20 protein-coding genes are annotated in these 19,590 nt (G+C 71.1%); 15 read left to right on the forward strand and 5 right to left on the reverse strand.

Translation table 11 applies throughout. The annotated features are described in order from the left end of the window. Positions 1–91 precede the first annotated feature (91 nt). The 5 genes from ACFXI4_RS36870 (at position 92) to ACFXI4_RS36890 (ending at position 2,953) form a co-directional block, all read left to right on the forward strand. Positions 92–436, forward strand: coding sequence for a DUF3817 domain-containing protein (locus tag ACFXI4_RS36870; protein ID WP_362713767.1), 345 nt, complete (start codon positions 92–94; stop codon positions 434–436). Continuing rightward, entirely contained in the window at positions 433–726 is a 294-nt protein-coding gene (locus tag ACFXI4_RS36875) for an MTH1187 family thiamine-binding protein (protein WP_384999653.1), read from the forward strand. The genes ACFXI4_RS36870 and ACFXI4_RS36875 overlap by 4 nt, the downstream gene beginning before the upstream one ends. Before the next feature lie 159 nt (positions 727–885). Beyond that, positions 886–1,629: a hypothetical protein gene (locus ACFXI4_RS36880; protein WP_384999656.1), complete on the forward strand. Its 744-nt coding sequence runs from the start codon at positions 886–888 to the stop codon at positions 1,627–1,629. Further along, positions 1,626–2,306 carry a DUF4166 domain-containing protein gene (locus ACFXI4_RS36885; RefSeq protein WP_384999659.1) on the forward strand — a complete coding sequence of 227 codons (681 nt, stop codon included), beginning with the start codon at positions 1,626–1,628 and terminating at the stop codon, positions 2,304–2,306. Before ACFXI4_RS36880 ends, ACFXI4_RS36885 begins: the two co-directional genes overlap by 4 nt. Further along, a complete protein-coding gene (locus ACFXI4_RS36890; RefSeq protein ID WP_384999662.1) occupies positions 2,303–2,953 on the forward strand; it encodes a TetR/AcrR family transcriptional regulator in 651 nt (216 codons plus the stop codon). Before ACFXI4_RS36885 ends, ACFXI4_RS36890 begins: the two co-directional genes overlap by 4 nt. Before the next feature lie 308 nt (positions 2,954–3,261). Here the strand turns inward: ACFXI4_RS36890 and ACFXI4_RS36895 are convergent, their stop codons facing one another. After that, complete coding sequence (locus ACFXI4_RS36895) at positions 3,262–4,260, reverse strand: DUF5937 family protein (RefSeq protein ID WP_384999665.1); 999 nt, start codon at positions 4,258–4,260, stop codon at positions 3,262–3,264. Positions 4,261–4,344: 84 nt separating this feature from the next. On the opposite strand from ACFXI4_RS36895, the gene ACFXI4_RS36900 reads away from it, so the two are divergent. The 5 genes from ACFXI4_RS36900 (at position 4,345) to ACFXI4_RS36920 (ending at position 8,748) form a co-directional block, all read left to right on the forward strand. Then, positions 4,345–5,547, forward strand: a complete 1,203-nt coding sequence (locus ACFXI4_RS36900; protein WP_384999668.1) for an MFS transporter — start codon at positions 4,345–4,347, stop codon at positions 5,545–5,547. A 122-nt stretch (positions 5,548–5,669) separates the two neighbouring features. Further along, positions 5,670–6,179, forward strand: coding sequence for a MarR family transcriptional regulator (locus ACFXI4_RS36905; protein ID WP_362713763.1), 510 nt, complete (start codon positions 5,670–5,672; stop codon positions 6,177–6,179). A 60-nt stretch (positions 6,180–6,239) separates the two neighbouring features. Next, the gene (locus ACFXI4_RS36910; RefSeq protein WP_362713761.1) at positions 6,240–6,578 is read left to right on the forward strand and encodes a DUF3817 domain-containing protein; all 339 of its coding nucleotides are present in this window, start codon (positions 6,240–6,242) and stop codon (positions 6,576–6,578) included. Between the two features lie 75 nt (positions 6,579–6,653). Beyond that, positions 6,654–8,354 (forward strand): methylmalonyl-CoA mutase, encoded by a 1,701-nt coding sequence (locus ACFXI4_RS36915; protein ID WP_384999672.1) that lies wholly within the window; start codon positions 6,654–6,656, stop codon positions 8,352–8,354. 229 nt (positions 8,355–8,583) lie between these two features. After that, positions 8,584–8,748 (forward strand): hypothetical protein, encoded by a 165-nt coding sequence (locus ACFXI4_RS36920; RefSeq protein WP_384999675.1) that lies wholly within the window; start codon positions 8,584–8,586, stop codon positions 8,746–8,748. Between the two features lie 36 nt (positions 8,749–8,784). Here ACFXI4_RS36920 and ACFXI4_RS36925 read toward each other — a convergent pair whose 3' ends face one another. Beyond that, complete coding sequence (locus ACFXI4_RS36925; RefSeq protein ID WP_384999678.1) at positions 8,785–9,417, reverse strand: TetR/AcrR family transcriptional regulator; 633 nt, start codon at positions 9,415–9,417, stop codon at positions 8,785–8,787. Between the two features lie 232 nt (positions 9,418–9,649). Here ACFXI4_RS36925 and ACFXI4_RS36930 point away from each other — a divergent pair, with 232 nt between their 5' ends. The 5 genes from ACFXI4_RS36930 to ACFXI4_RS36950 all read left to right on the forward strand — a co-directional run bounded on the left by ACFXI4_RS36930 (position 9,650) and on the right by ACFXI4_RS36950 (position 14,617). Beyond that, positions 9,650–10,627, forward strand: a complete 978-nt coding sequence (locus tag ACFXI4_RS36930) for a tetratricopeptide repeat protein (RefSeq protein ID WP_384999681.1) — start codon at positions 9,650–9,652, stop codon at positions 10,625–10,627. Positions 10,628–11,273: 646 nt separating this feature from the next. Next, positions 11,274–11,921, forward strand: coding sequence for a DUF6230 family protein (locus ACFXI4_RS36935; RefSeq protein ID WP_384999684.1), 648 nt, complete (start codon positions 11,274–11,276; stop codon positions 11,919–11,921). 141 nt (positions 11,922–12,062) lie between these two features. After that, positions 12,063–12,641, forward strand: coding sequence for a DUF6114 domain-containing protein (locus tag ACFXI4_RS36940; RefSeq protein ID WP_384999687.1), 579 nt, complete (start codon positions 12,063–12,065; stop codon positions 12,639–12,641). Then, positions 12,631–14,001: a hypothetical protein gene (locus tag ACFXI4_RS36945; protein ID WP_384999690.1), complete on the forward strand. Its 1,371-nt coding sequence runs from the start codon at positions 12,631–12,633 to the stop codon at positions 13,999–14,001. The genes ACFXI4_RS36940 and ACFXI4_RS36945 overlap by 11 nt, the downstream gene beginning before the upstream one ends. A gap of 133 nt (positions 14,002–14,134) precedes the next feature. Beyond that, entirely contained in the window at positions 14,135–14,617 is a 483-nt protein-coding gene (locus ACFXI4_RS36950) for a hypothetical protein (protein ID WP_384999693.1), read from the forward strand. Positions 14,618–14,693: 76 nt separating this feature from the next. On the opposite strand, the gene pyk is transcribed toward ACFXI4_RS36950, so the two are convergent. The 3 genes from pyk to pta form a co-directional block, all read right to left on the reverse strand. Next, positions 14,694–16,124 (reverse strand): pyruvate kinase, encoded by a 1,431-nt coding sequence (gene pyk / locus ACFXI4_RS36955; protein WP_384999696.1) that lies wholly within the window; start codon positions 16,122–16,124, stop codon positions 14,694–14,696. 73 nt (positions 16,125–16,197) lie between these two features. Beyond that, a complete protein-coding gene (locus ACFXI4_RS36960) occupies positions 16,198–17,415 on the reverse strand; it encodes an acetate kinase (protein ID WP_384999699.1) in 1,218 nt (405 codons plus the stop codon). After that, on the reverse strand, positions 17,412–19,565 hold the full coding sequence (gene pta, locus ACFXI4_RS36965; RefSeq protein ID WP_384999701.1) for a phosphate acetyltransferase: 2,154 nt from the start codon (positions 19,563–19,565) through the stop codon (positions 17,412–17,414). The genes ACFXI4_RS36960 and pta overlap by 4 nt, the downstream gene beginning before the upstream one ends. Positions 19,566–19,590: the final 25 nt, after the last annotated feature.

A 19,590-nucleotide genomic window follows, 5' to 3' on the forward strand; every position in this document is an offset into this window, starting at 1 on the left:
CGCGGGGGCCGCGAGGCTCCTTTGCCACAATGGGAGGACGTTTGTGCTCGCGTTCACAAAGAGTGGACGTCTCTCCCACCGAAGGTGACTCGTGGACATCAAGACCGCCACCGCCCTCCGCCGCCTGCGCCTGGTCTCCGCCCCGGAGGCCGTCTCCTTCCTGATCCTCCTCGTCTGCTCGGTGCTGAAGCGGACCACGGACTTCAACGCGGTTCCCGTGATGGGCGCGATCCACGGTGTCCTGTTCGTCCTGTACGTGATCTTCTGGGCCGACGCCTGGAACCGCACCAAGTGGTCCCCGGGCACCGCCGCCTTCTACTTCGTCCTCTCCGTCCTGCCGACCGGTGGCTTCTTCGCCGAGCGCAAGCTCAAGCGCGCCGCCGAGGACGAGCTCATCGCCGCCCGCGCCCGCAAGGAAGGGGTCGTGAACGCATGATCGTCGCCTTCTCCGTGACGCCGCTGGGCGTCGGCGAGGACGTCGGGGAGTACGTCGCCGACGCCGTCCGGGTGGTCCGCGAGTCCGGGCTGCCCCATCGCACCGACGCCATGTTCACCTCGATCGAGGGCGAGTGGGATCAGGTGATGGACGTGGTCAGGCGCGCCGTCGCCGCCGTCGAGGAGCGTGTCCCGCGCGTCTCCCTGGTCCTGAAGGCGGACATCCGCCCCGGTGTCACCGACGGTCTCACCAGCAAGGTCGAGACGGTCGAGCGGTATCTCGCCCCGTAGCCGGCGGCGAGCAGGAGAACCCCGGCCCTCCCCTGGGCCGGGGTTTTCTTCTCCCGTCCGATTGAGCGATCGCTCAAAAACGAGTAGCGTCGCCCACCGTGGTCTTGAGCACTCGCTCAAAAGGCTCTCGAAAGACCAGGTGGCAGGGGGAGGACAGCCATGGGGCTCTACATAGAGGCGCACATCCGCGCCGACCTCGACGCACTGTGGGCACACACCCAGGACCCGGCCCGGCACCAGCGCTGGGACCTGAGGTTCACCGAGATCGACCACCTCGCGCGCGTGCCGGGCGAGCCGCAGCGCTTGCGTTACGCCACGCGCGTGCTGCCGTGCCTCGTCATCGCCGGGACCGGCGTCTTGGCGGGGGAGAGGGAACGCCCCGACGGCACCCGCACCTCCGCCCTGCGCTTCGCCTCCCCGCATCCGCTCTCGCTGCTCGCCGAGGGCAGCGGCTACTGGCGTTACGTCCCGGTCGGCGACGGCGTCCGCTTCCTCACCGGCTACGACTACCGGCCGCGCTGGGGCCGCTTCGGCGCGCTCGCCGACCGGTTCGTCCTGCGCCCGCTGACGGGCTGGGCCACCGCCTGGTCCTTCGACCGGCTGCGGCTGTGGCTGGAGCGCGGGATCACCCCGGAGCGGGCGCGGCGGAACTGGCTGGCCGAGACGGCGGCCCGCGCGCTGACGGCGGTCGGCTGCGTCGCGGGCCTGAGCCGCGGGCCGGTCCTGGACGACCTCTCGCCCGCCGTCGCCTTCCTGGTCCCGCTCCTCCTCGTGGTCGCCCTCTCCCTGGCCCTCGGCGCGCCCCCGCTCGCCACCACCCCGGCCGCCCGCCGCTGCCGGCGCACGCCGTCGGCCCGGGTGACCGCGCCCCGGGTCCTGCGTGCCCTGGAGAGGCAGCCGTGACCTCCATGTTCCGTACCGTGCTGGGCGAGAGCTTCGACCGGCTGCATCCGCAGCTCCGGCGGCGCTTCTCGGTCGGCCTGGCGAGCGGTGAGGCCTGTACCGGCCGGGGCGTGATGGAACGCGTCTGGCACGGGCCGGCGTTCGTGAAGCCGTTCCTGGCACTGGGCACCACCCGGAACATCCTGGTCCCGGAGGCCGGCCGGAACATTCCGTTCGTGATCGAGAACGTGCCCTACGCCGACTCCTACGGCCGTGAGACGGCGACCTTCGTGCGCACCTTCGACCTGCCCGGACGCTCCCGCCGCTTCGACGCCCAGATGGTGCTCAGCCCCAAGGGCGACCGCATCCTCGACTACCTCGGCACCCACCAGCACCTCGCCAGCGAGCTGCACTTCCACGCCGAGCCGGACGGCTCGCTGCTCATCCGCTCCGGCGAACACCGCTTCCGGGAGGGCCCGGTGGACGTCCGCGTCCCGGAGCTCGCCGGTGCCGCCGCGGAGGTGCGGGAGTCCTACGACGACCGGGTAGGCCGCTTCCGCATCCAGGTGCGGGTGGTGAACCGGTACTTCGGCCCGCTCTTCGGCTACCAGGGCTCCTTCGAGGCGTCGTACGGCGATGTCCGCCGTCGCGGGGTCCGGCCGGGGCTGCGGCCGGTCCGTGAGGAGCCGCGCGCGTGAGCCCGGAGACCGCCAAGTCCCTGGAGACGAAGAACAAACTGCTGGAGGGAGCGCTGCGCACGCTCACCGAGCAGGGGATCGCCAGGACCTCGGCCCGTACGGTGGCGTCGGCCGCCGGGGTCAACCAGGCGCTGGTCTTCTACCACTTCGGTTCCATGGACGAACTCCTCGCGGCCGCCTGCCGGTACGGCGCCGGGCAGGCCGTCGAACGGTTCCGCCCCCGCCTCGCCGGGGTCGGCTCGCTCGCCGAGCTGCTCGCCGTGGGGCGGCAGATCCACGAGGAGGAGCGCGCGGGCGGCCATGTCGCCCTGCTCGGCCAGCTGCTGGCCGGCGCCCAGACCCAGGAGGCGCTCCGTCCCGCCACCGCGGCCGGCCTCGACCTGTGGATCGCCGAGATCGAGACGGTACTCGTCCGGGTCCTCGCGGCCACCCCGTTCGGCGAGTTCGCCGACCCGGCCGGGCTCGCCCGCGCGGTCGCCGCGTCCTTCGTGGGCATCGAGCTCTACGAGGGCGTCGACGCGTCCGGTGCCCACGCCGCCCTGGACGCCCTCGAACAACTCGGCGCGCTGGTCGCCGCGTTGGACGACCTCGGCCCGGTGGCCCAGCGCGCGGTCCGGCACCACCTGCGCCGCGTCGGCCGCCGTTAGGACCGTGGCGACCTCGCCCAGGCGCGGGAAGCCGGACGAGTGGACCGTGCGGGGCGGCGGGCCGCGGGTGACGTGCGGAAGGCGCTCGGCGGGGTGTTCCGCCTCGGACAGGCCGCCCAGGAGGTCCAGGGCGCCGTGGCCCGGCCAGGAGAACAGGGCGCGCGGCCGCGGTTCGGCGCGGGCCGCCCGTGCGGTCTCCACCAGTCCGCCGGTCGGGTGGCCGCGGGTGTCGGGGCGCCGTGCGAGCGGGGGCTGCCGGGCGGTGGCCGCGTCGGGTGCTTCTGGCAGGGGCCTCGTCGTGGCCCGGCTCAGCCGGCCGGGGCTCCCGATGCCCCCGATGCCAGTGCGATGCCCAGCGGGGTCCGCTCGTACAGCACCTGGTGGCCGTAGCGGCGGGAGGTCAGCAGGCCCGCGTCGCGCAGCGCCGCCAGGTGCGCGAAGACCGAGGACGGGGCCAGGCGCAGCCGGTGGGCGACGGCGGTGGTGGTGGCCGGCTCGGTCAGGGCGGTCAGGACCGTGGCGCGTCCCCGGCCCAGCAGCCGTACCAGGGCGCCGGGCGTGGTCTCGGCCGGATCGGTCCACAGGCCGCCGATGCCCCGGGCCGGGTAGACCAGCGTGGGCCGGGCCGGCGGGTCGAAGGTGCTGACCACGTCCGGCCAGGTGAACACGCTCGGCATCAGCACCAGGCCCTGCCCGCCGAGGCGCCGCTCGTACGCGCCGGGGGAGGCCACGGTCAGCGTGCCGGACCGCCAGCCGCACCGGCGGTGGATCTCCGGCAGCAGCGCGCCCAGGCCGACCTCCGCCAGCCGCCGGGAGTGGAAGGTGATGTCCGCCTCCAGCAGCGCGCGCAGCCGGGGCCAGTCCGGGGCCACCAGGACCTGCCAGGCCGCCTCCAGCGCCTCCGTCAGCTCCCGGACCATGCGCGGCGGATCGGCGAGCCAGGCCCGGCCGGTCGCCGACTCCAGCGCGCCGGGCGTGTCCGCGAGCGAGCGGGCGGTGTCCGCCCGGGCCGTCCGCGGGTCCACCGCCCGCAGGGCCGCCAGTTCCTCCTCGAAGGAGGCGGCCGGACCGGTCGGCGGCGGCACCAGCCAGTCGGGCGAGTGACCGCGGCGGGGCATCAGCAGCCACAGCGGGGCCAGGTCGAGCGTGGCGGCCACCGCCCTGATCCGCCGCAGCCAGGGCGCGTGATAGCCGTGCCGGTCCGGTCGCCGCAGGGTGCGCACCGCCTCCTGGGTCTCCCACAGCGGGGACACGGCGAACCGGCAGCGGAGGAAGTCGTCCTCGTCGAAGTGGAGGCGGGAGGGCATGGCGGGTCCCGGGCGGCGGAGCGGAAGATTCGGCTGGTGCCGAAACTCTGAGCGGCGGACCGCGGCGCGGGCACGCTGCCGTCCATGTCCGCGCCTGTTCTGGAGAGACCCGCCGGCTACGGCCGGGTCCTCGCCGTCCCCGAGTTCCGTGCCGTCTTCGCCGCCCATGTGCTGTCCATGCTCGGCGTGATCGTCAGCGAGATCGCGCTGTCCGTGCTGGTGTACGACCTCACGGGATCGCCGCAGCTCAGTGCCCTGACCTTCGCGCTGGGCTTTCTGCCCTACCTGGTCGGCGGGACCCTGCTGGCTCCGGTCGCCGACCGGTTCCCGGCCCGCCGGGTGCTGGTGGTGTGCGATCTGGCGTGCGCGGGGTGCGTCGCCGTGATGGCGGTGCCCGGCACCGGCATCGGGGTGCCGCTCGGGCTGCGCTGTGCGCTCGCCGTCGTCTCGCCGGTGTTCGCCGGCACCCGTATGGCGACCCTCTCCGACGTCCTCGGCGGCGGCGACCTGTTCGTGCTCGGCCGCTCGCTGCTGCGAATCGTCGCGCAGAGCGCCCTGCTGGCCGGCTACGGCCTCGGCGGCCTGCTGCTCGCCGTCCTCAGCCCGCGGCACGGCCTGCTGATCACCGTCGGCACCTTCCTGGCCTCGGCCGCGCTGCTGCGCCTCGGCACCCGGCGCCGCCCCGCCCGTACCCGCGTCCGCGAGCGCGGCGGTACCCGGCAGCTGCTCGCCGACCGCCGGGTCCGCCTGCTGCTCCTCCTCTTCTGGGTCCCGGCGATGTTCGGCGTCGTCCCCGAGGCGCTCGCCGCCCCCTACGCCGACGCGCTCGGCACCGGATCCCCGGGGCTCGGCCTGCTGATGTGCGCGCTGCCGGTCGGCACGGTCGCCGGGGAGCTGTACGCCGGCGCCCGGCTCGGCCCGGCCGCCGGGGAGCGGATCGTCCTCCCGCTGGTCTGCTTCACCCTGCTGCCGTACCTGGGCTACGCCCTGCACCCGTCCCTCGCCCTCTCGCTGCTGCTCCTGCTGGCGGCGGGGGCCGGGTCGGCGTACACGCTCGGCCTGGACCAGTGGTTCGTGCGGGCGGTGCCGAAGGCACTGCGCGGCCGGGCCATGACCGTGCTCAGTACGGGGCTGATGACCCTGCAGGGCGTCGGCATGACGCTGGCGGGGCTGGCGGCGGAGGCCGTGGGGGTGCGGGCGGCCGTGGCGGGCGCCGGGGCGGTGGGGGTGGTGTGCTGTTGCGGACTCGCGGCGGCCGCCCGGCGGACGCCGCCGCCGGTGCCGTAGCGGCCGCCGTACGCCGCCGTTCCAGGCACGCCGGGCCCGAGGTCTCGCCGGCGGCGGGGGCCGGGTGACCGAAAGCCGAGACAGGGCTGACCGGTATATGACCGGCCGGTAGGGTCGGTGGCGTGCCGAAGCCTCTCAGTCTTCCCTTCGACCCCATCGCCCGTGCCGACGACCTCTGGAAGCAGCGCTGGGGGAACGTCCCGTCGATGGCCGCGATCACCTCGATCATGCGGGCCCAGCAGATCCTGCTGGCCGAGGTCGACGCGGTGGTCAAGCCGTACGAGCTGACGTTCGCGCGCTACGAGGCGCTGGTGCTGCTCACCTTCTCCAAGGCCGGTGAACTGCCGATGTCGAAGATCGGTGAGCGTCTGATGGTGCACCCGACCTCCGTGACGAACACGGTGGACCGGCTGGTGCGGTCCGGTCTGGTCGCCAAGCGGCCCAACCCCAACGACGGGCGCGGCACGCTCGCCACGATCACCGAGAAGGGCCGCGAGGTGGTCGAGGCGGCCACCCGGGACCTGATGGCGATGGACTTCGGGCTCGGGGCGTACGACTCCGAGGAGTGCGCGGAGATCTTCGCGATGCTGCGCCCGCTGCGGGTCTCGGCGCACGACTTCGACGAGGACTGACCTTCGGCGCGGAGCGACCCGGGACAAGATCTCCCGGAACGGGTGGTTACGCTCGTCCCCATGAAAAAGAGCGTGCTGACCCGCTACCGCGTCCTGGCCTATGTCACCGGTGTGCTGCTGGTGCTGCTGTGCCTGAGCATGATCGCCAAGTACGGGCTGGACATCGACGGTGCGGCCGACGTCACACGGGTCGTCGCCATCGCGCACGGCTGGCTCTACGTCGTCTACCTGGTCTTCGCCTTCGACCTGGGCTCCAAGGCGAAGTGGCCGGTCGGCAAGCAGCTGTGGGTGCTGCTCGCGGGCACCATTCCGACCGCGGCGTTCTTCGTGGAGCGCAAGGTCACCCGTGAGCTAGACGCCAAGGTCACCGAGGGCACCCCGGTCGTGGCCAAAGCCTGATCCCACCGCCGTACGGACCACCGTGCGGCGGTTCGCCATCGACATTTACTAGGACGTCCTAGTAAATTCGATGGTATGGACGCTGACGCCATCACGGAGGGCCGCCTGCGCTGGCAGGCCCGTTACGACACGGCCCGCAAGCGGGACGCGGACTTCACGACGCTCTCCGGGGACCCGGTGGAGCCGGTCTACGGGCCGCGACCCGGTGACACGTACGAGGGATTCGAGCGGATCGGCTGGCCCGGAGAGTACCCCTTCACGCGCGGCCTGTACCCGACCGGCTACCGCGGGCGCACCTGGACCATCCGCCAGTTCGCCGGGTTCGGCAACGCCGAGCAGACCAACGAGCGGTACAAGATGATCCTCGCCAACGGCGGCGGGGGTCTGTCGGTGGCCTTCGACATGCCGACCCTGATGGGCCGCGACTCCGACGACCGGCGCTCGCTCGGCGAGGTCGGGCACTGCGGCGTGGCCATCGACTCCGCCGCCGACATGGAGGTCCTGTTCAAGGACATCCCGCTGGGCGACGTCACGACGTCGATGACGATCAGCGGTCCGGCGGTCCCGGTCTTCTGCATGTACCTCGTCGCCGCCGAACGGCAGGGCGTCGACCCGGCGGTCCTCAACGGCACGCTCCAGACCGACATCTTCAAGGAGTACATCGCCCAGAAGGAGTGGCTGTTCCAGCCCGAGCCCCATCTGCGCCTCATCGGCGACCTGATGGAGTACTGCGCGGCCGGCATCCCCGCGTACAAGCCGCTGTCCGTCTCCGGCTACCACATCCGCGAGGCCGGCGCGACGGCCGCGCAGGAACTCGCGTACACGCTCGCGGACGGCTTCGGCTACGTGGAGCTGGGGCTCAGCCGCGGCCTGGACGTCGACGTCTTCGCGCCCGGACTCTCCTTCTTCTTCGACGCGCACGTCGACTTCTTCGAGGAGATCGCCAAGTTCCGCGCGGCCCGCCGGATCTGGGCCCGCTGGATGCGGGACGTGTACGGGTCCCGGTCGGAGAAGTCGCAGTGGCTGCGCTTCCACACCCAGACCGCGGGTGTCTCGCTGACCGCCCAGCAGCCGTACAACAACGTCGTGCGCACGGCTGTGGAGGCGCTCGCGGCCGTGCTCGGCGGGACCAACTCGCTGCACACCAACGCGCTCGACGAGACCCTCGCGCTGCCGAGCGAGCAGGCCGCCGAGATCGCGCTGCGCACCCAGCAGGTGCTCATGGAGGAGACCGGGGTCGCCAACGTGGCGGACCCGCTGGGCGGTTCCTGGTACGTCGAGCAGCTGACCGACCGGATCGAGGCCGACGCCGAGAAGATCTTCGACCAGATCAAGGAGCGTGGGCTGCGCGCCCATCCGGACGGGCGGCACCCGATCGGCCCGGTCACCTCAGGGATCCTGCGGGGCATCGAGGACGGCTGGTTCACCGGGGAGATCGCCGAGTCCGCCTTCCAGTACCAGCGGTCGCTGGAGAAGGGCGACAAGCGGGTCGTCGGCGTCAACGTGCACACCGGGTCCGTCACCGGCGACCTGGAGATCCTGCGGGTCTCGCACGAGGTGGAGCGGGAGCAGGTACGAGTCCTGGGCGAGCGCAGGACCGCCCGCGACGAGGGCGCGGTGCGTGCCGCGCTCGACGCGATGCTCGGCGCCGCCCGCGCCGGGACCAACATGATCGAGCCGATGCTCGACGCGGTACGCGCCGAGGCGACCCTGGGCGAGATCTGCGGGGTGCTGCGGGACGAGTGGGGGGTGTACACGGAGCCGGCGGGGTTCTGACCGGCCGGGGACGGGGGAGGGCCCGAGGCGGCCCTCGACACCCGCTGACGGTGACCGTGATGAGCTGCGTCCTCACGGTCACCGCGGCCGACGAGGAGGTCTGGGAACCCGCGCTCGTCCGCCGGCCGGCTCTTCGCGGGCGGCGTCGACGCGCCCGGTTCGCGGATCCCCACAGGGCCCAGTGGACCCCACGACGTCTGCGGCGACCGGGCACCAGAAGGTGATCGGAATGATGGACGGCCCGCCGCCCGTGATGGTCGTGCCGGCCGACAGCGCCCCCGTCACCGCGAACACGCCGACGGAGCGCACCTGGCCGGACCGGGCCCCCGACGAGGAACGCGGCCCGCGAGGGCATGTCGTGGAGATGGGTGACGGCACCGTCGCCGTCCGCTGAAAGCGCCCGGTGCCGATGTCGCGGTGGGGCCCGTGGTCAGGTCCTGGCGTCGTCCGCCGCGCCCGCCAGGCCCAGCAGCAGGATCCTCGTCAGGCCGCGCACCCATTCCTCGTCCGCCGGTTTGCCGCTCACCAGGGCGCGGTGCACCACCGAGCCGGCCACCAGGTCGAAGATGAGGTCCGCCGTGCGGTCCGCCTCGCACGGGTCGGGCTGCGCGGGGAGTTCGCCGCGCAGCTGGGCGCGCTCCCGGCCCTCCAGGACCAGCCGCTTCTGGCGGTCCACGATGGACGCGCGGATACGTTCCCGCAGCGCGTCGTCCCGGGTCGACTCGGCCACCGCCGCCATCAGCCCGCTCTTCGCCTCCGGGCGGTCCAGGATCGCGGCGAACTGCAGCACCACGCCCTCGATGTCGTCGGCGAGGCTGCCCCGGTCGGGGAGTTCGAGTTCGTCGAACAGCTCCGCGACCGCGTCGACGACGAGTTCGTTCTTGCCGGCCCAGCGGCGGTAGAGGGTGGTTTTCGCAACCCCGGCCCGCGTCGCCACGTCTCCCAGGGTGAGCTTGGACCAGCCCAGTTCCACCAGCGCCTGCCGGGTCGCCGCCAGGATCGCGGCGTCCGCCTCGGCGCTGCGGGGGCGGCCGGTACGGGCGGCTGGGGTGCGGCTCTGCATCCCACGACCATAACCGGCGGTTCATGTGACGTCGTGAGGGAGATCACCGGGAAGGGGTGTCGCGCGGGGTCGGCATGGCATTACGCTACGACTCGTAGCGAAAGCTCGTGGGTGACCGCACGGGCGACGACCACGGCGCCGGGTGGGGACCCGGCGTCCGCTTCAGACGTTTGTTCGGCCTGGCTTTCACAACGTTTTTCACACACGCGCGGGAACGGGGGAGGATAGGCGCATGCAGCCACGGAACATGTCCATGAGCGGCGTCGTCGACCTCGCCGCGGTGAAGGCGGCCCAGGAGGCCAAGGCCAAGGCCGAGCAGACGCGCGCCGAAGCGGCCCGGCAGGGTGGAGCCGGCGCCGTCGCCCCGGCCGACCTGGTCATCGACGTCGACGAAGCCGGCTTCGAGCGCGATGTCCTGCAGCGGTCCGCCGAAGTCCCCGTCGTCATCGACTTCTGGGCCGAGTGGTGTCAGCCCTGCAAGCAGCTGAGCCCGGTCCTGGAGCGGCTCGCCGTCGAGTACAACGGCCGCATCCTGCTGGCCAAGATCGACGTCGACGCCAACCAGATGCTGATGCAGCAGTTCGGGGTCCAGGGGATCCCGGCGGTGTTCGCGGTGGTCGCCGGGCAGGCGCTGCCGCTCTTCCAGGGCGCCGCCGGTGAGGACCAGATCCGCGGCACCCTCGACCAGCTGATCCAGGTCGCCGAGGAGCGGTTCGGGCTGACCGGCCTGACCGTCGACCCCGACGCGCAGCCGGGCGCCGCCCCGGCGGCCGGGCCCGCGACGTCCGCCGGTCCGTACGACGCGCTTCTCGAAGCCGCCGTACAGGCGCTGGACGCGGGTGACCTCGGCGGCGCGATCCAGGCGTACCGGAACGTACTGAGCGACGACCCCGCCAACAGCGAGGCCAAACTGGGGCTTGCGCAGGCCGAGCTGCTCCAGCGCGTGCAGGGGATGGACCCGCAGCAGGTGCGCAAGAACGCGGCCGAGAAGCCGGCCGACGCCGAGGCGCAGATCGCGGGCGCCGACCTGGACCTGGCGGGCGGCCACGTCGAGGACGCCTTCGGGCGATTGATCGAGACGGTACGGCGGACGGCCGGGGACGACCGGGACGCCGTACGGCGGCGGCTCCTCGAACTCTTCGAGGTCGTCGGCACCGATGACCCCCGGGTGGTGGACGCACGCCGGGCACTGGCACGGGCGCTGTTCTGAAGCACGGTCTGACCACGGTTCTGACCAGTCGCTAAACGTCACGTCCTGTGATGCCGAAGTGAAAGATTCGCCGACGCGAGGTCACAGCGGCCGCTCTTTACCAAATCTTGGTAATAGCGGCCGCTGTTACTCGCAGTAAATCAGGGGCCTTGATCTGTCTGGTTTCGTCCAGGGGTCAACTGTTTTGTTCTGCCCCCGAATGCCACCCAGCGTCGCGCTCCGAGACCGGTGGGTCGTTCATCGGTTATCCGGCCGTTACTACCCAGTAACGAAGCCCCTTGTGCGGGCGGCGAGAATGCACCACGATCGGCGACGCTCGGTCCATTGCCGTACCCCGACAACCAGTCGGGCCCGCGGGCTCATCTGGGTCCCCACCGAGCAGAGTCGGCGGCAGTGACGCCGGCTCTTGGGCAGGGGGGTCTTCGCCGCGAGGTGGAGCCTGTCCAGCAAGGTTGTGCGTGATGCGTGTCAGGCGCGACCAGTGGTTGTCGCTCGGGGGTGATCGCCGGTGATCGAGGTGCGGTTCGCGCCTGTGAACGCGGGCGCTCCCCTTCCGAGGACGTAGCACTTCTCCCATCCCTGCCCGGCCGAGCCGCCGTTGGGGGCGATTCCGGGCCAGGAGATGTACGTCCGAGAAGGAGGAAATATGGAGTCCCAGGTGCGTGGCGGGACCAGATGGAAGCGGTTCGCTGTGGTCATGGTGCCCAGCGTCGCCGCCACGGCGTGTATAGGTGTCGCCCTCGCGCAGGGTGCTCTCGCCGCGTCGTTCAGCGTGTCGGGCCAGCAGTTCAAGGTCACGGCCGACCAGCTCGAAGGTGACGGGTTCGTCCAGTACGGCGCCGTCGACTCGGGTGTCACCCTCGCCGGTGACAAGACGATCCACCCGGTGGCGGTCTCGGCGTTCAAGAGCGCGGAGATCACCAACCTGTGCCAGTCCGTGGTCACGCCGAACGTCCCGATCTTCGGGAACGTCAGCCTGATCCTGCACGCGGGCGCCGACGCGAAGAAGCCGGTCGAGGCCAGCAAGCTCTACATCGACCTCGACGACCTGAGCGCCGACGCGACGTTCACCAACATCAACATCGGTGTCGCGGCCGGCAGCTCGACCAAGGGTCCCGGCATCAAGTCGGACGAGGTCGCCAACAAGCAGACGAACCCGAACGGGTTCGCGCAGGAGGCCGACCACGCCTCCCTGTCCGGCGTGAAGCAGACGGCGTGGGCCACCACCGCCGGAACCTTCAAGCTGAGCGGTCTGCACATGTCGATCTCGACGAAGGGTGCGGAGTGCTACTAAGCACTCCGTGACGGGCGGGGGCGCCGACGGCACCCCCGCCCTCCACCTTCTTCCCGCGGTCTTCACGCGCGGTGCACATCACGGCACCGCCCAACCACAGCATCTACACCACAGCAACGCCGCACCAGGGAGCTGTTTTCCATGAGCGCCGAGACTCCTGCCGCACCCGGCCAGTTCGACCGCCGGAGGCTGCAGTTCCGCTCCTGGCGGGGCACGCGGCCGTTCTGGGCCGGTCTGTACATCCTGCTCGCCGGTTTCCCGATCATGTACTTCCCGTACGCGCATCTCCAGATCGGCAACCTCACGGTGGCGATGGCCACCACGGCGGGTGCCGGGTCCCTGATCATCGGCGTGCTGCTCGTCGTCCTCGGCATCAGCGTCTGGTTCCAGAAGCACATCCGCACGTTCGCGGGTGTCGCCGCGATCCTGCTGGCGCTGGTGTCCCTCCCCGTGTCCAACTTCGGCGGCTTCATCATGGGCTTCCTGTTCGCCCTGATCGGTGGAGCGATGGCCGTGGCCTGGGCACCGGGTGCCCCGCCGCAGTCGGAGGTCGCCTGGGCACCGGGCACGCCGCAGCCGGAGGGCGATGTTCCGCCGGCCGGGGACCACACCCCCGGCGCGGACACCCACTTCACGGGCCAGGACGCCGTGGGCAAGGCGAATGACCTGTCAGGAACGAGCCCGCTGGACGGGGCGAACGGGAGGCACAGTGCCGGCTGACGAGGTGATCCACGGGACTGATGTGGACGCGTCCCGTGTGAGAACCGGGCCGCGCCACGCGGCACCCAAGAAGCCGCTGTTCACCAGGTTCCACATGCCGGCCGGCAAGGCGATAGCCTCCGTGGCGATGCCGACGGCCGTGATCATGGGCATGGGGTTCACGTCCACGCTCGCGATCGCCGACACGAACAACACGGCCTCCGCGTCGAACAGCCAGAAGGCCGACGAGTACAAGGACTGCGTCTCCGCCCTGGACTCGGCCTCGCCCTCCGCGAGCGCGAGCGACGACTCCAAGGACAAGGACTCGGCCACGCCGTCCCCCTCGGCGTCCTCCGGCGCCAAGGACCCGGCGTCCTCGGGCACGGGCAAGGACTCGGGCAAGGACGCGGCGTCGGATTCAGGTTCCGACGACGCGAAGACCCCGACCCCGACCAAGTCGTCCTCGTCCTCGGACGGCTCGGGTTCGTCCGGATCCGACGGCACGGCCACGCCTTCGCCGTCCGCCTCCGCGAGCAGCGGCAACGGCGGCGGCCTGCTGGACTCCATCGGGGGTGCCATCACCGGCATCCTCGGCGGTACCTCGACGGGTTCGTCCGCGTCGGACTCCACCGCGAGCCCGACGCCGTCCGCCTCCGCGTCGACCTCGTCGTCCTCGTCCTCCTCGGACAAGTCGTCGGGCACGGACAAGGGCGACAGCGCCTCCGGCACCGTCAAGGACACGGTCACCAAGGCCGCCGAGACGGTCACGGACACCGTGAAGGACACCACGGACACGGTGACCAAGGCGGCCGGCGAGGTCACCGGCGACGTCACCAAGGCGGCCGGCGACGCCACCGCCACGCCGAGCCCGTCCGCGAGCGCCGGCACGTCGGCCGACGGCTGCGACGTCGCCACCGACGACGTGGGCGGTGTCGACAACAAGGTCGCGGTGGCGGACGACCCCTGGTACCTCAGTGCCAGCTCGCTGCTGCTGAAGAGCGCCGACTACCAGGGTGTCGTGGAGGTGAAGACGGCCGGCGGCAAGACGAAGAAGGTGCTGAAGTACGTCATCTCCGGCGGCACCGACATCGGCGACCTGCACCAGACGGTCAAGGACGCGAACATCGGCAAGACCTACCACGTGCAGGCCGCGGCCGGTTCGAAGTCCACCATCACCGGCGGCGACACCACGATGTACACGGAGTCGATCTCGGGCAACCTGTTCGGTCTGATCCCGATCACGTTCGACCCGGACAACCCGCCGCCGCTGAACATCCCGCTGATCTACTTCACCAACGTGAAGGTCGTCCAGGCGGCCCAGTTCGGCGGCACCCTGCACGTCCCCGGTATGCACGTCTACACCACCGACGGCACCGGCTGAGCGCCACCCACCGACCCGTTCGGGAGCCGCAAGGAGACTGTGCCCCGCCGAGTACCGATTCGGCGGGGCACAGTTCTGCGCGGCGCCGCACCGAGCTCGGGCTCCGTCCCTCGGGCAGGAGTGGAAGGACGAGATGATCACTTTCTTCTTCGCGCCCCGCGCCGAGGACCCCTTCTGGTCCTCGGCGCAGCGACCGGAGAACACGGACCGGCCGGAGCACCCTGAGCTGACCGGCGCGGACTTCTCCGTGAGCTGTTTCCGGGCAGATGTACGGCTCGTCGTCCACGGCGTGGATCTCAGCCTTCGTACGCCGGGGCTGCCCGTGGTCGACTTCGCCCTCATGCTGGAGTACGCGCGAGGAGAGCTGGAGACCCGGAGCGACATCGCGGTGGAGACGAGCGTGACCGGGCACGTGTTCTCCTTCAGCCGCGGACCGGAGGCCGTCACCCTCACGACGAACTACGCGCCGCGCGTGGTGGAGTTGGCCTGGGACGAGTTGGGGCAGCTCGCCAGCCGGGCGAAGGCCGAGGCGTTCCGGCTGATCACCGCCGCCCATCCGGAGCTGCGCGGCAACGCCTGGCTGCGGGAGACGGTCGGAGCACCGCCGGGCAGGTGATCCGACGGCAAGGACTGAGGGCGCCCCCTGCGACAGGGGGCGCCCTCGGTGCCGTACAGGACCTGCTACGGGTACCTCAGTTGGCGGCGGAGCCGCCGACGTGGTGAACGCGGAGCATGTTCGTGGTGCCGGGGACACCGGGGGGCGAGCCGGCCGTGATGATGACGGTGTCGCCCTGGTCGAAGCGGTTGATCTTGGCGAGCTCCTGGTCGACCATGTCGACCATCTCGTCCGTGGTGTTCACGAACGGCACCACGTGCGACTCCACGCCCCAGCTCAGCGTGAGCTGGTTGCGGGTGTTCTCGTCGGTGGTGAAGGCGATGATCGGCTGCTGGGCGCGGTAGCGGGAGAGACGGCGCGCCGTGTCGCCGGACTGGGTGAAGGCGACCAGGCCGCGGCCGCCGAGGAAGTCGGCGATCTCGCAGGCCGCACGGGCCACCGAACCACCCTGCGTACGCGGCTTCTTGCCGGGGACGAGCGGCTGCAGGCCCTTGCTCAGCAGTTCCTGCTCCGCCGCGACGACGATCTTCGACATCGTCCTGACGGTCTCGACCGGGTAGGCGCCGACGGAGGACTCCGCCGAGAGCATGACCGCGTCCGCGCCGTCCAGGATCGCGTTGGCCACGTCGGAGGCCTCGGCGCGGGTCGGCCGGGAGTTGGTGATCATCGACTCCATCATCTGGGTCGCCACGATCACCGGCTTGGCGTTGCGCCGGCACAGCTCGATCAGGCGCTTCTGCACCATGGGGACCTTCTCGAGCGGGTACTCGACGGCCAGGTCGCCACGGGCCACCATGACGGCGTCGAACGCCATCACGACGCCCTCCATGTTCTCCACCGCCTGCGGCTTCTCCACCTTGGCGATGACGGGGACCCGGCGGCCCTCCTCGTCCATCACCTTGTGGACGTCGTCGACGTCCTTGGCGTCCCGCACGAAGGAGAGCGCGACCATGTCGCAGCCCATGCGCAGCGCGAACCGGAGGTCCTCGACGTCCTTCTCGGACAGCGCGGGCACGTTGACGGCCGCGCCGGGCAGGTTGATGCCCTTGTGGTCGGAGACGACACCGCCCTCGATGACGATCGTCTTCACCCGGGCGCCCTCGACCCCCAGGACCTTCAGCTCGACGTTGCCGTCGTTGATGAGGATCTGGTCGCCGCGCGAGACGTCGCCCGGCAGGCCCTTGTAGGTCGTACCGCAGATGGTCCTGTCACCCGGGACGTCCTCGGTCGTGATGACGAACTCGTCACCGCGCTCCAGCTCGACCGGCCCCTCGGCGAAGGTCTCCAGACGGATCTTCGGGCCCTGCAGGTCGGCGAGGACACCGACGGCCCGGCCGGTCTCCTTGGAGGCGGCCCGGACCCGGTCGTAGCGGCCCTGGTGCTCGGCGTGCGAGCCGTGGCTGAAGTTGAAGCGGGCCACGTTCATGCCGGCCTCGATCATGGCCACGAGCATCTCGTGGGTGTCGACCGCGGGGCCGAGAGTACAGACGATTTTCGAACGGCGCATGGGGCGATCCTATCGGTTTGTTTCGCTGCGGAATATTCCGTCTGGCGGAAGATACAAATGGGCGCCGATATGCTCAGCTGTTATTTCTGCCGCCGCCGACCAGTGCGTAGGTCTGGGTGGCGATCTCCAGTTCCTCGTCCGTCGGCACCACGGCGACGGCGACGCGCGCGTCCGCCGGCGATATCAGCCGCGGCCCGTCCGCCCGTACGGCGTTCAGCCCCGGGTCCACGGCCAGTCCCAGCCCCTCCAGCCCGGCCACGGCAGCCTCCCGCACGGGCGCCGCGTTCTCGCCGACCCCCGCCGTGAACGCCACGGCGTCCACCCGGCCGAGCACGGCGTAGTAGGCGCCGATGTACTTCTTCAGGCGGTGAATGTAGATGTCGAAGGCGAGTTCGGCCTGTTCGTCGCCCGCGTCGATCCGGCGCAGGATCTCCCGCATGTCGTTGTCACCGCACAGTCCGAACAGACCGCTCCCCTTGTTGAGAAGAGTGTCGATCTCATCCATGGACATTCCGCCAACACGCGCCAAATGGAAAATGACGGCGGGATCCAGATCACCGGAACGCGTACCCATCACCAGCCCCTCCAAAGGCGTCAGCCCCATGGAGGTCTCCACGCACCGGCCGCTCCGGACCGCCGAGGCCGACGCCCCGTTGCCGAGATGCAGCACGATGACGTTCACCTCCTCAGGTGTCTTTCCCAGCAGCCGCGCGGTCTCCCGGGAGACATAGGCGTGCGAGGTGCCGTGGAAGCCGTAGCGGCGGATGCGGTACCGGTCGGCGACCTTCGGGTCGATCGCGTAGCGGGCCGCCGACTCCGGCACGGTCGTGTGGAACGCCGTGTCGAAGACGGCGACCTGCGGCAGATCGGGGCGCAGCGCCCGTGCGGTACGGATACCGGTCAGGTTGGCCGGGTTGTGCAGCGGGGCGACCGGGATCAGCCGCTCGATCTCGGTGAGCACCTCTTCGCTGACGACGGTCGGCTCGGTGAAGAACATCCCGCCGTGCACCACCCGGTGTCCGATCGCGGCCAGCTCCGGCGAGTCGAGCCCGAGCCCGTCCCTGGACAGTTCCTCCGACACGGCCTTCAGCGCAGCGTCGTGGTCGGCGATCGGTCCGCTGAGCTCACGGGTGTCGCCACTGGTGAGGCAGGTGTGCTTGAGCCACGAGGTCTGCTCGCCGATGCGCTCGACCAGGCCGACCGCCAGCCGCCCACCGTCCCGCATGTCCAGCAGCTGGTACTTCAGGGACGAGGAGCCGGAGTTGAGGACGAGGACACGGGTGGGGCTCACTGGGCGGACGCCTTCGCGTTGGAGGGGCTGGAGGAGCTGGAGGGGCTGGAGGTGCTGGAGGAGTCGGCGGTGCCGGAGGAATCGAGGTTCTGGGCCTGGATCGCCGTGATGGCGACGGTCGTCACGATGTCCTGGACGAGGGCGCCCCTGGACAGGTCGTTGACGGGCTTGCGCAGCCCCTGCAGCACCGGTCCGACGGCGATCGCGCCGGCCGACCGCTGCACGGCCTTGTAGGTGTTGTTGCCGGTGTTGAGGTCCGGGAAGATCAGCACGCTGGCCTGCCCGGCGACCTCGGAGTCCGGCAGCTTGGTGGCCGCGACGCTCGGCTCCACGGCCGCGTCGTACTGGATCGGCCCCTCGATCTTCAGGTCGGGCCGGCGGGAGCGCGCCAGCTCGGTCGCCTCCCGCACCTTGTCCACGTCCGCCCCCGAACCCGACGTGCCCGTGGAGTACGACAGCATCGCGATCCGCGGCTCCACCCCGAACTGGGCGGCGGTGGCGGCCGACTGGATGGCGATGTCGGCGAGCTGCTCGGCGTTCGGGTCCGGGTTGACCGCGCAGTCGCCGTAGCAGAGCACCTTGTCCGCGAGGCACATGAAGAACACGGACGAGACGATCGAAGAGCCCGGCTGCGTCTTGATGATCTCGAACGCGGGCCGGATGGTCGCCGCCGTGGAGTGCACGGTCCCGGAGACCATGCCGTCCGCCAGCCCCTCCTGGACCATCAGCGTGCCGAAGTAGTTGACGTCGGTGACCACGTCGTACGCCAGCTCCACCGTCACCCCGCGGTGGGCCCGCAGCAGGGCGTACCGCTCGGCGAAGGCGTCCCGCAGTTCGGAGGTGGCGGGGTCGATCAGCTGCGCGTCCGCGAGGTCGATACCGAGATCGGCGGCCTTCTTGCGGATCTGGTCGACGGGCCCGAGCAGGGTCAGGTCGCAGACTCCCCGGCGCAGCAGCACCTCCGCCGCGTGCAGGACGCGCGTCTCGGTGCCCTCCGGCAGGACGACCCGCCGCTTGTCGGAGCGGGCCTGTTCGAGCAGCTTGTGCTCGAACATCATGGGGGTGACGCGGCCGCTGCTCGGCGCGGAGACCCGCTTGTTGAGACCGGCGGTGTCGACGTACCGCTCGAACAGGCCGAGCGCGGTCTCCGCCTTGCGGGGGGTGGCCGCGTTCAGCTTGCCCTCCAGGGAGAACAGCCGGGCGGCGGTCGGGAAGCTGTTGCCGGGCACCGAGAGGACCGGGGTGCCCGGGGCGAGCCGGGCGGCCAGGGTGAGGATCTCGTCACTGGGCCGCTCGTTCAGGGTGAGCAGCACGCCGGCTATCGGCGGGGTGCCGGCGCTGTGCGCGGCGAGCGCGCCGACGACCAGGTCGGCGCGGTCGCCGGGAGTCACCACCAGGCAGCCCGGGGTCAGCGCGGGCAGGAAGTTCGGCAGCATCGCGCCGCCGAAGACGAAGTCCAGCGTGTCCCTGGCCAGCCCCGAGTCGTCGCCGAGCAGCACCTTCGCACCGAGCGCGTGGGCGATCTGGGCGACCGTGGGCGCGGACAGCGCGGGCTCGTCCGGCAGCACGTACACCGGGACCGGCAGCCGCCCCTCGATCCGCCGGGCGATCTCGTCCCGGTCCTCGCGGGCGACCCGGTTGGCGACCATGGCCAGCACGTCGCAGCCGAGACCGTCGTACGCGCGGAAGGCGTTCCGGGTCTCCGCGAGCACCGACTCGGCGTTCTGGTCGCGGCCGCCGACCACCGGGATCACCGAGGCGCCGAACTCGTTGGCGAGCCGGGCGTTGAGGGACAGCTCGTCCGGGAACTGGGTGTCGGCGAAGTCGGTGCCGAGGACGAGGACGACGTCGTAGTCGCGGGCGACCAGGTGGAAGCGGTCGACGAGGGTGGAGACCAGTTCGTCGGCGCCGCGCTCGGCCTGGAGGGCGGAGGCCTCGTGGTAGTCCATGCCGTAGACGGTCGCCGGATCCTGGGCGAGACGGTACCGCGCACGCAGCAGCTCGAACAGTCGGTCGGGGCCGTCGTGGACCAGCGGGCGGAAGACGCCCACCCGGTCGACCTGCCGGGTCAGGAGCTCCAGCATGCCCAGCTCCACGACCTGGCGGCCGTCGCCGCGGTCGATCCCGGTCACGTACACGCTGCGCGTCACGTGTGCACTCCGTCTCTGTGTAGTT

The organism is Streptomyces sp. NPDC059224 (assembly GCF_042754285.1).
GTDB lineage: Bacteria > Actinomycetota > Actinomycetes > Streptomycetales > Streptomycetaceae > Streptomyces.

Excerpts from the sequence above, each read along its gene's own strand:
- ACFXI4_RS36875 (WP_384999653.1), top strand. The coding sequence starts at position 433 with ATGATCGTCGCCTTCTCCGTGACGCCGCTGGGCGTCGGCGAGGACGTC.
- ACFXI4_RS36880 (WP_384999656.1), top strand. The coding sequence starts at position 886 with ATGGGGCTCTACATAGAGGCGCACATCCGCGCCGACCTCGACGCACTG.
- ACFXI4_RS36895 (WP_384999665.1), bottom strand. The coding sequence starts at position 4,260 with ATGCCCTCCCGCCTCCACTTCGACGAGGACGACTTCCTCCGCTGCCGG.
- ACFXI4_RS36900 (WP_384999668.1), top strand. The coding sequence starts at position 4,345 with ATGTCCGCGCCTGTTCTGGAGAGACCCGCCGGCTACGGCCGGGTCCTC.
- ACFXI4_RS36910 (WP_362713761.1), top strand. The coding sequence starts at position 6,240 with ATGAAAAAGAGCGTGCTGACCCGCTACCGCGTCCTGGCCTATGTCACC.
- ACFXI4_RS36915 (WP_384999672.1), top strand. The coding sequence starts at position 6,654 with ATGGACGCTGACGCCATCACGGAGGGCCGCCTGCGCTGGCAGGCCCGT.
- ACFXI4_RS36920 (WP_384999675.1), top strand. The coding sequence starts at position 8,584 with ATGATGGACGGCCCGCCGCCCGTGATGGTCGTGCCGGCCGACAGCGCC.
- ACFXI4_RS36925 (WP_384999678.1), bottom strand. The coding sequence starts at position 9,417 with ATGCAGAGCCGCACCCCAGCCGCCCGTACCGGCCGCCCCCGCAGCGCC.
- ACFXI4_RS36930 (WP_384999681.1), top strand. The coding sequence starts at position 9,650 with ATGCAGCCACGGAACATGTCCATGAGCGGCGTCGTCGACCTCGCCGCG.
- ACFXI4_RS36935 (WP_384999684.1), top strand. The coding sequence starts at position 11,274 with ATGGAGTCCCAGGTGCGTGGCGGGACCAGATGGAAGCGGTTCGCTGTG.
- ACFXI4_RS36940 (WP_384999687.1), top strand. The coding sequence starts at position 12,063 with ATGAGCGCCGAGACTCCTGCCGCACCCGGCCAGTTCGACCGCCGGAGG.
- ACFXI4_RS36950 (WP_384999693.1), top strand. The coding sequence starts at position 14,135 with ATGATCACTTTCTTCTTCGCGCCCCGCGCCGAGGACCCCTTCTGGTCC.
- pyk (WP_384999696.1), bottom strand. The coding sequence starts at position 16,124 with ATGCGCCGTTCGAAAATCGTCTGTACTCTCGGCCCCGCGGTCGACACC.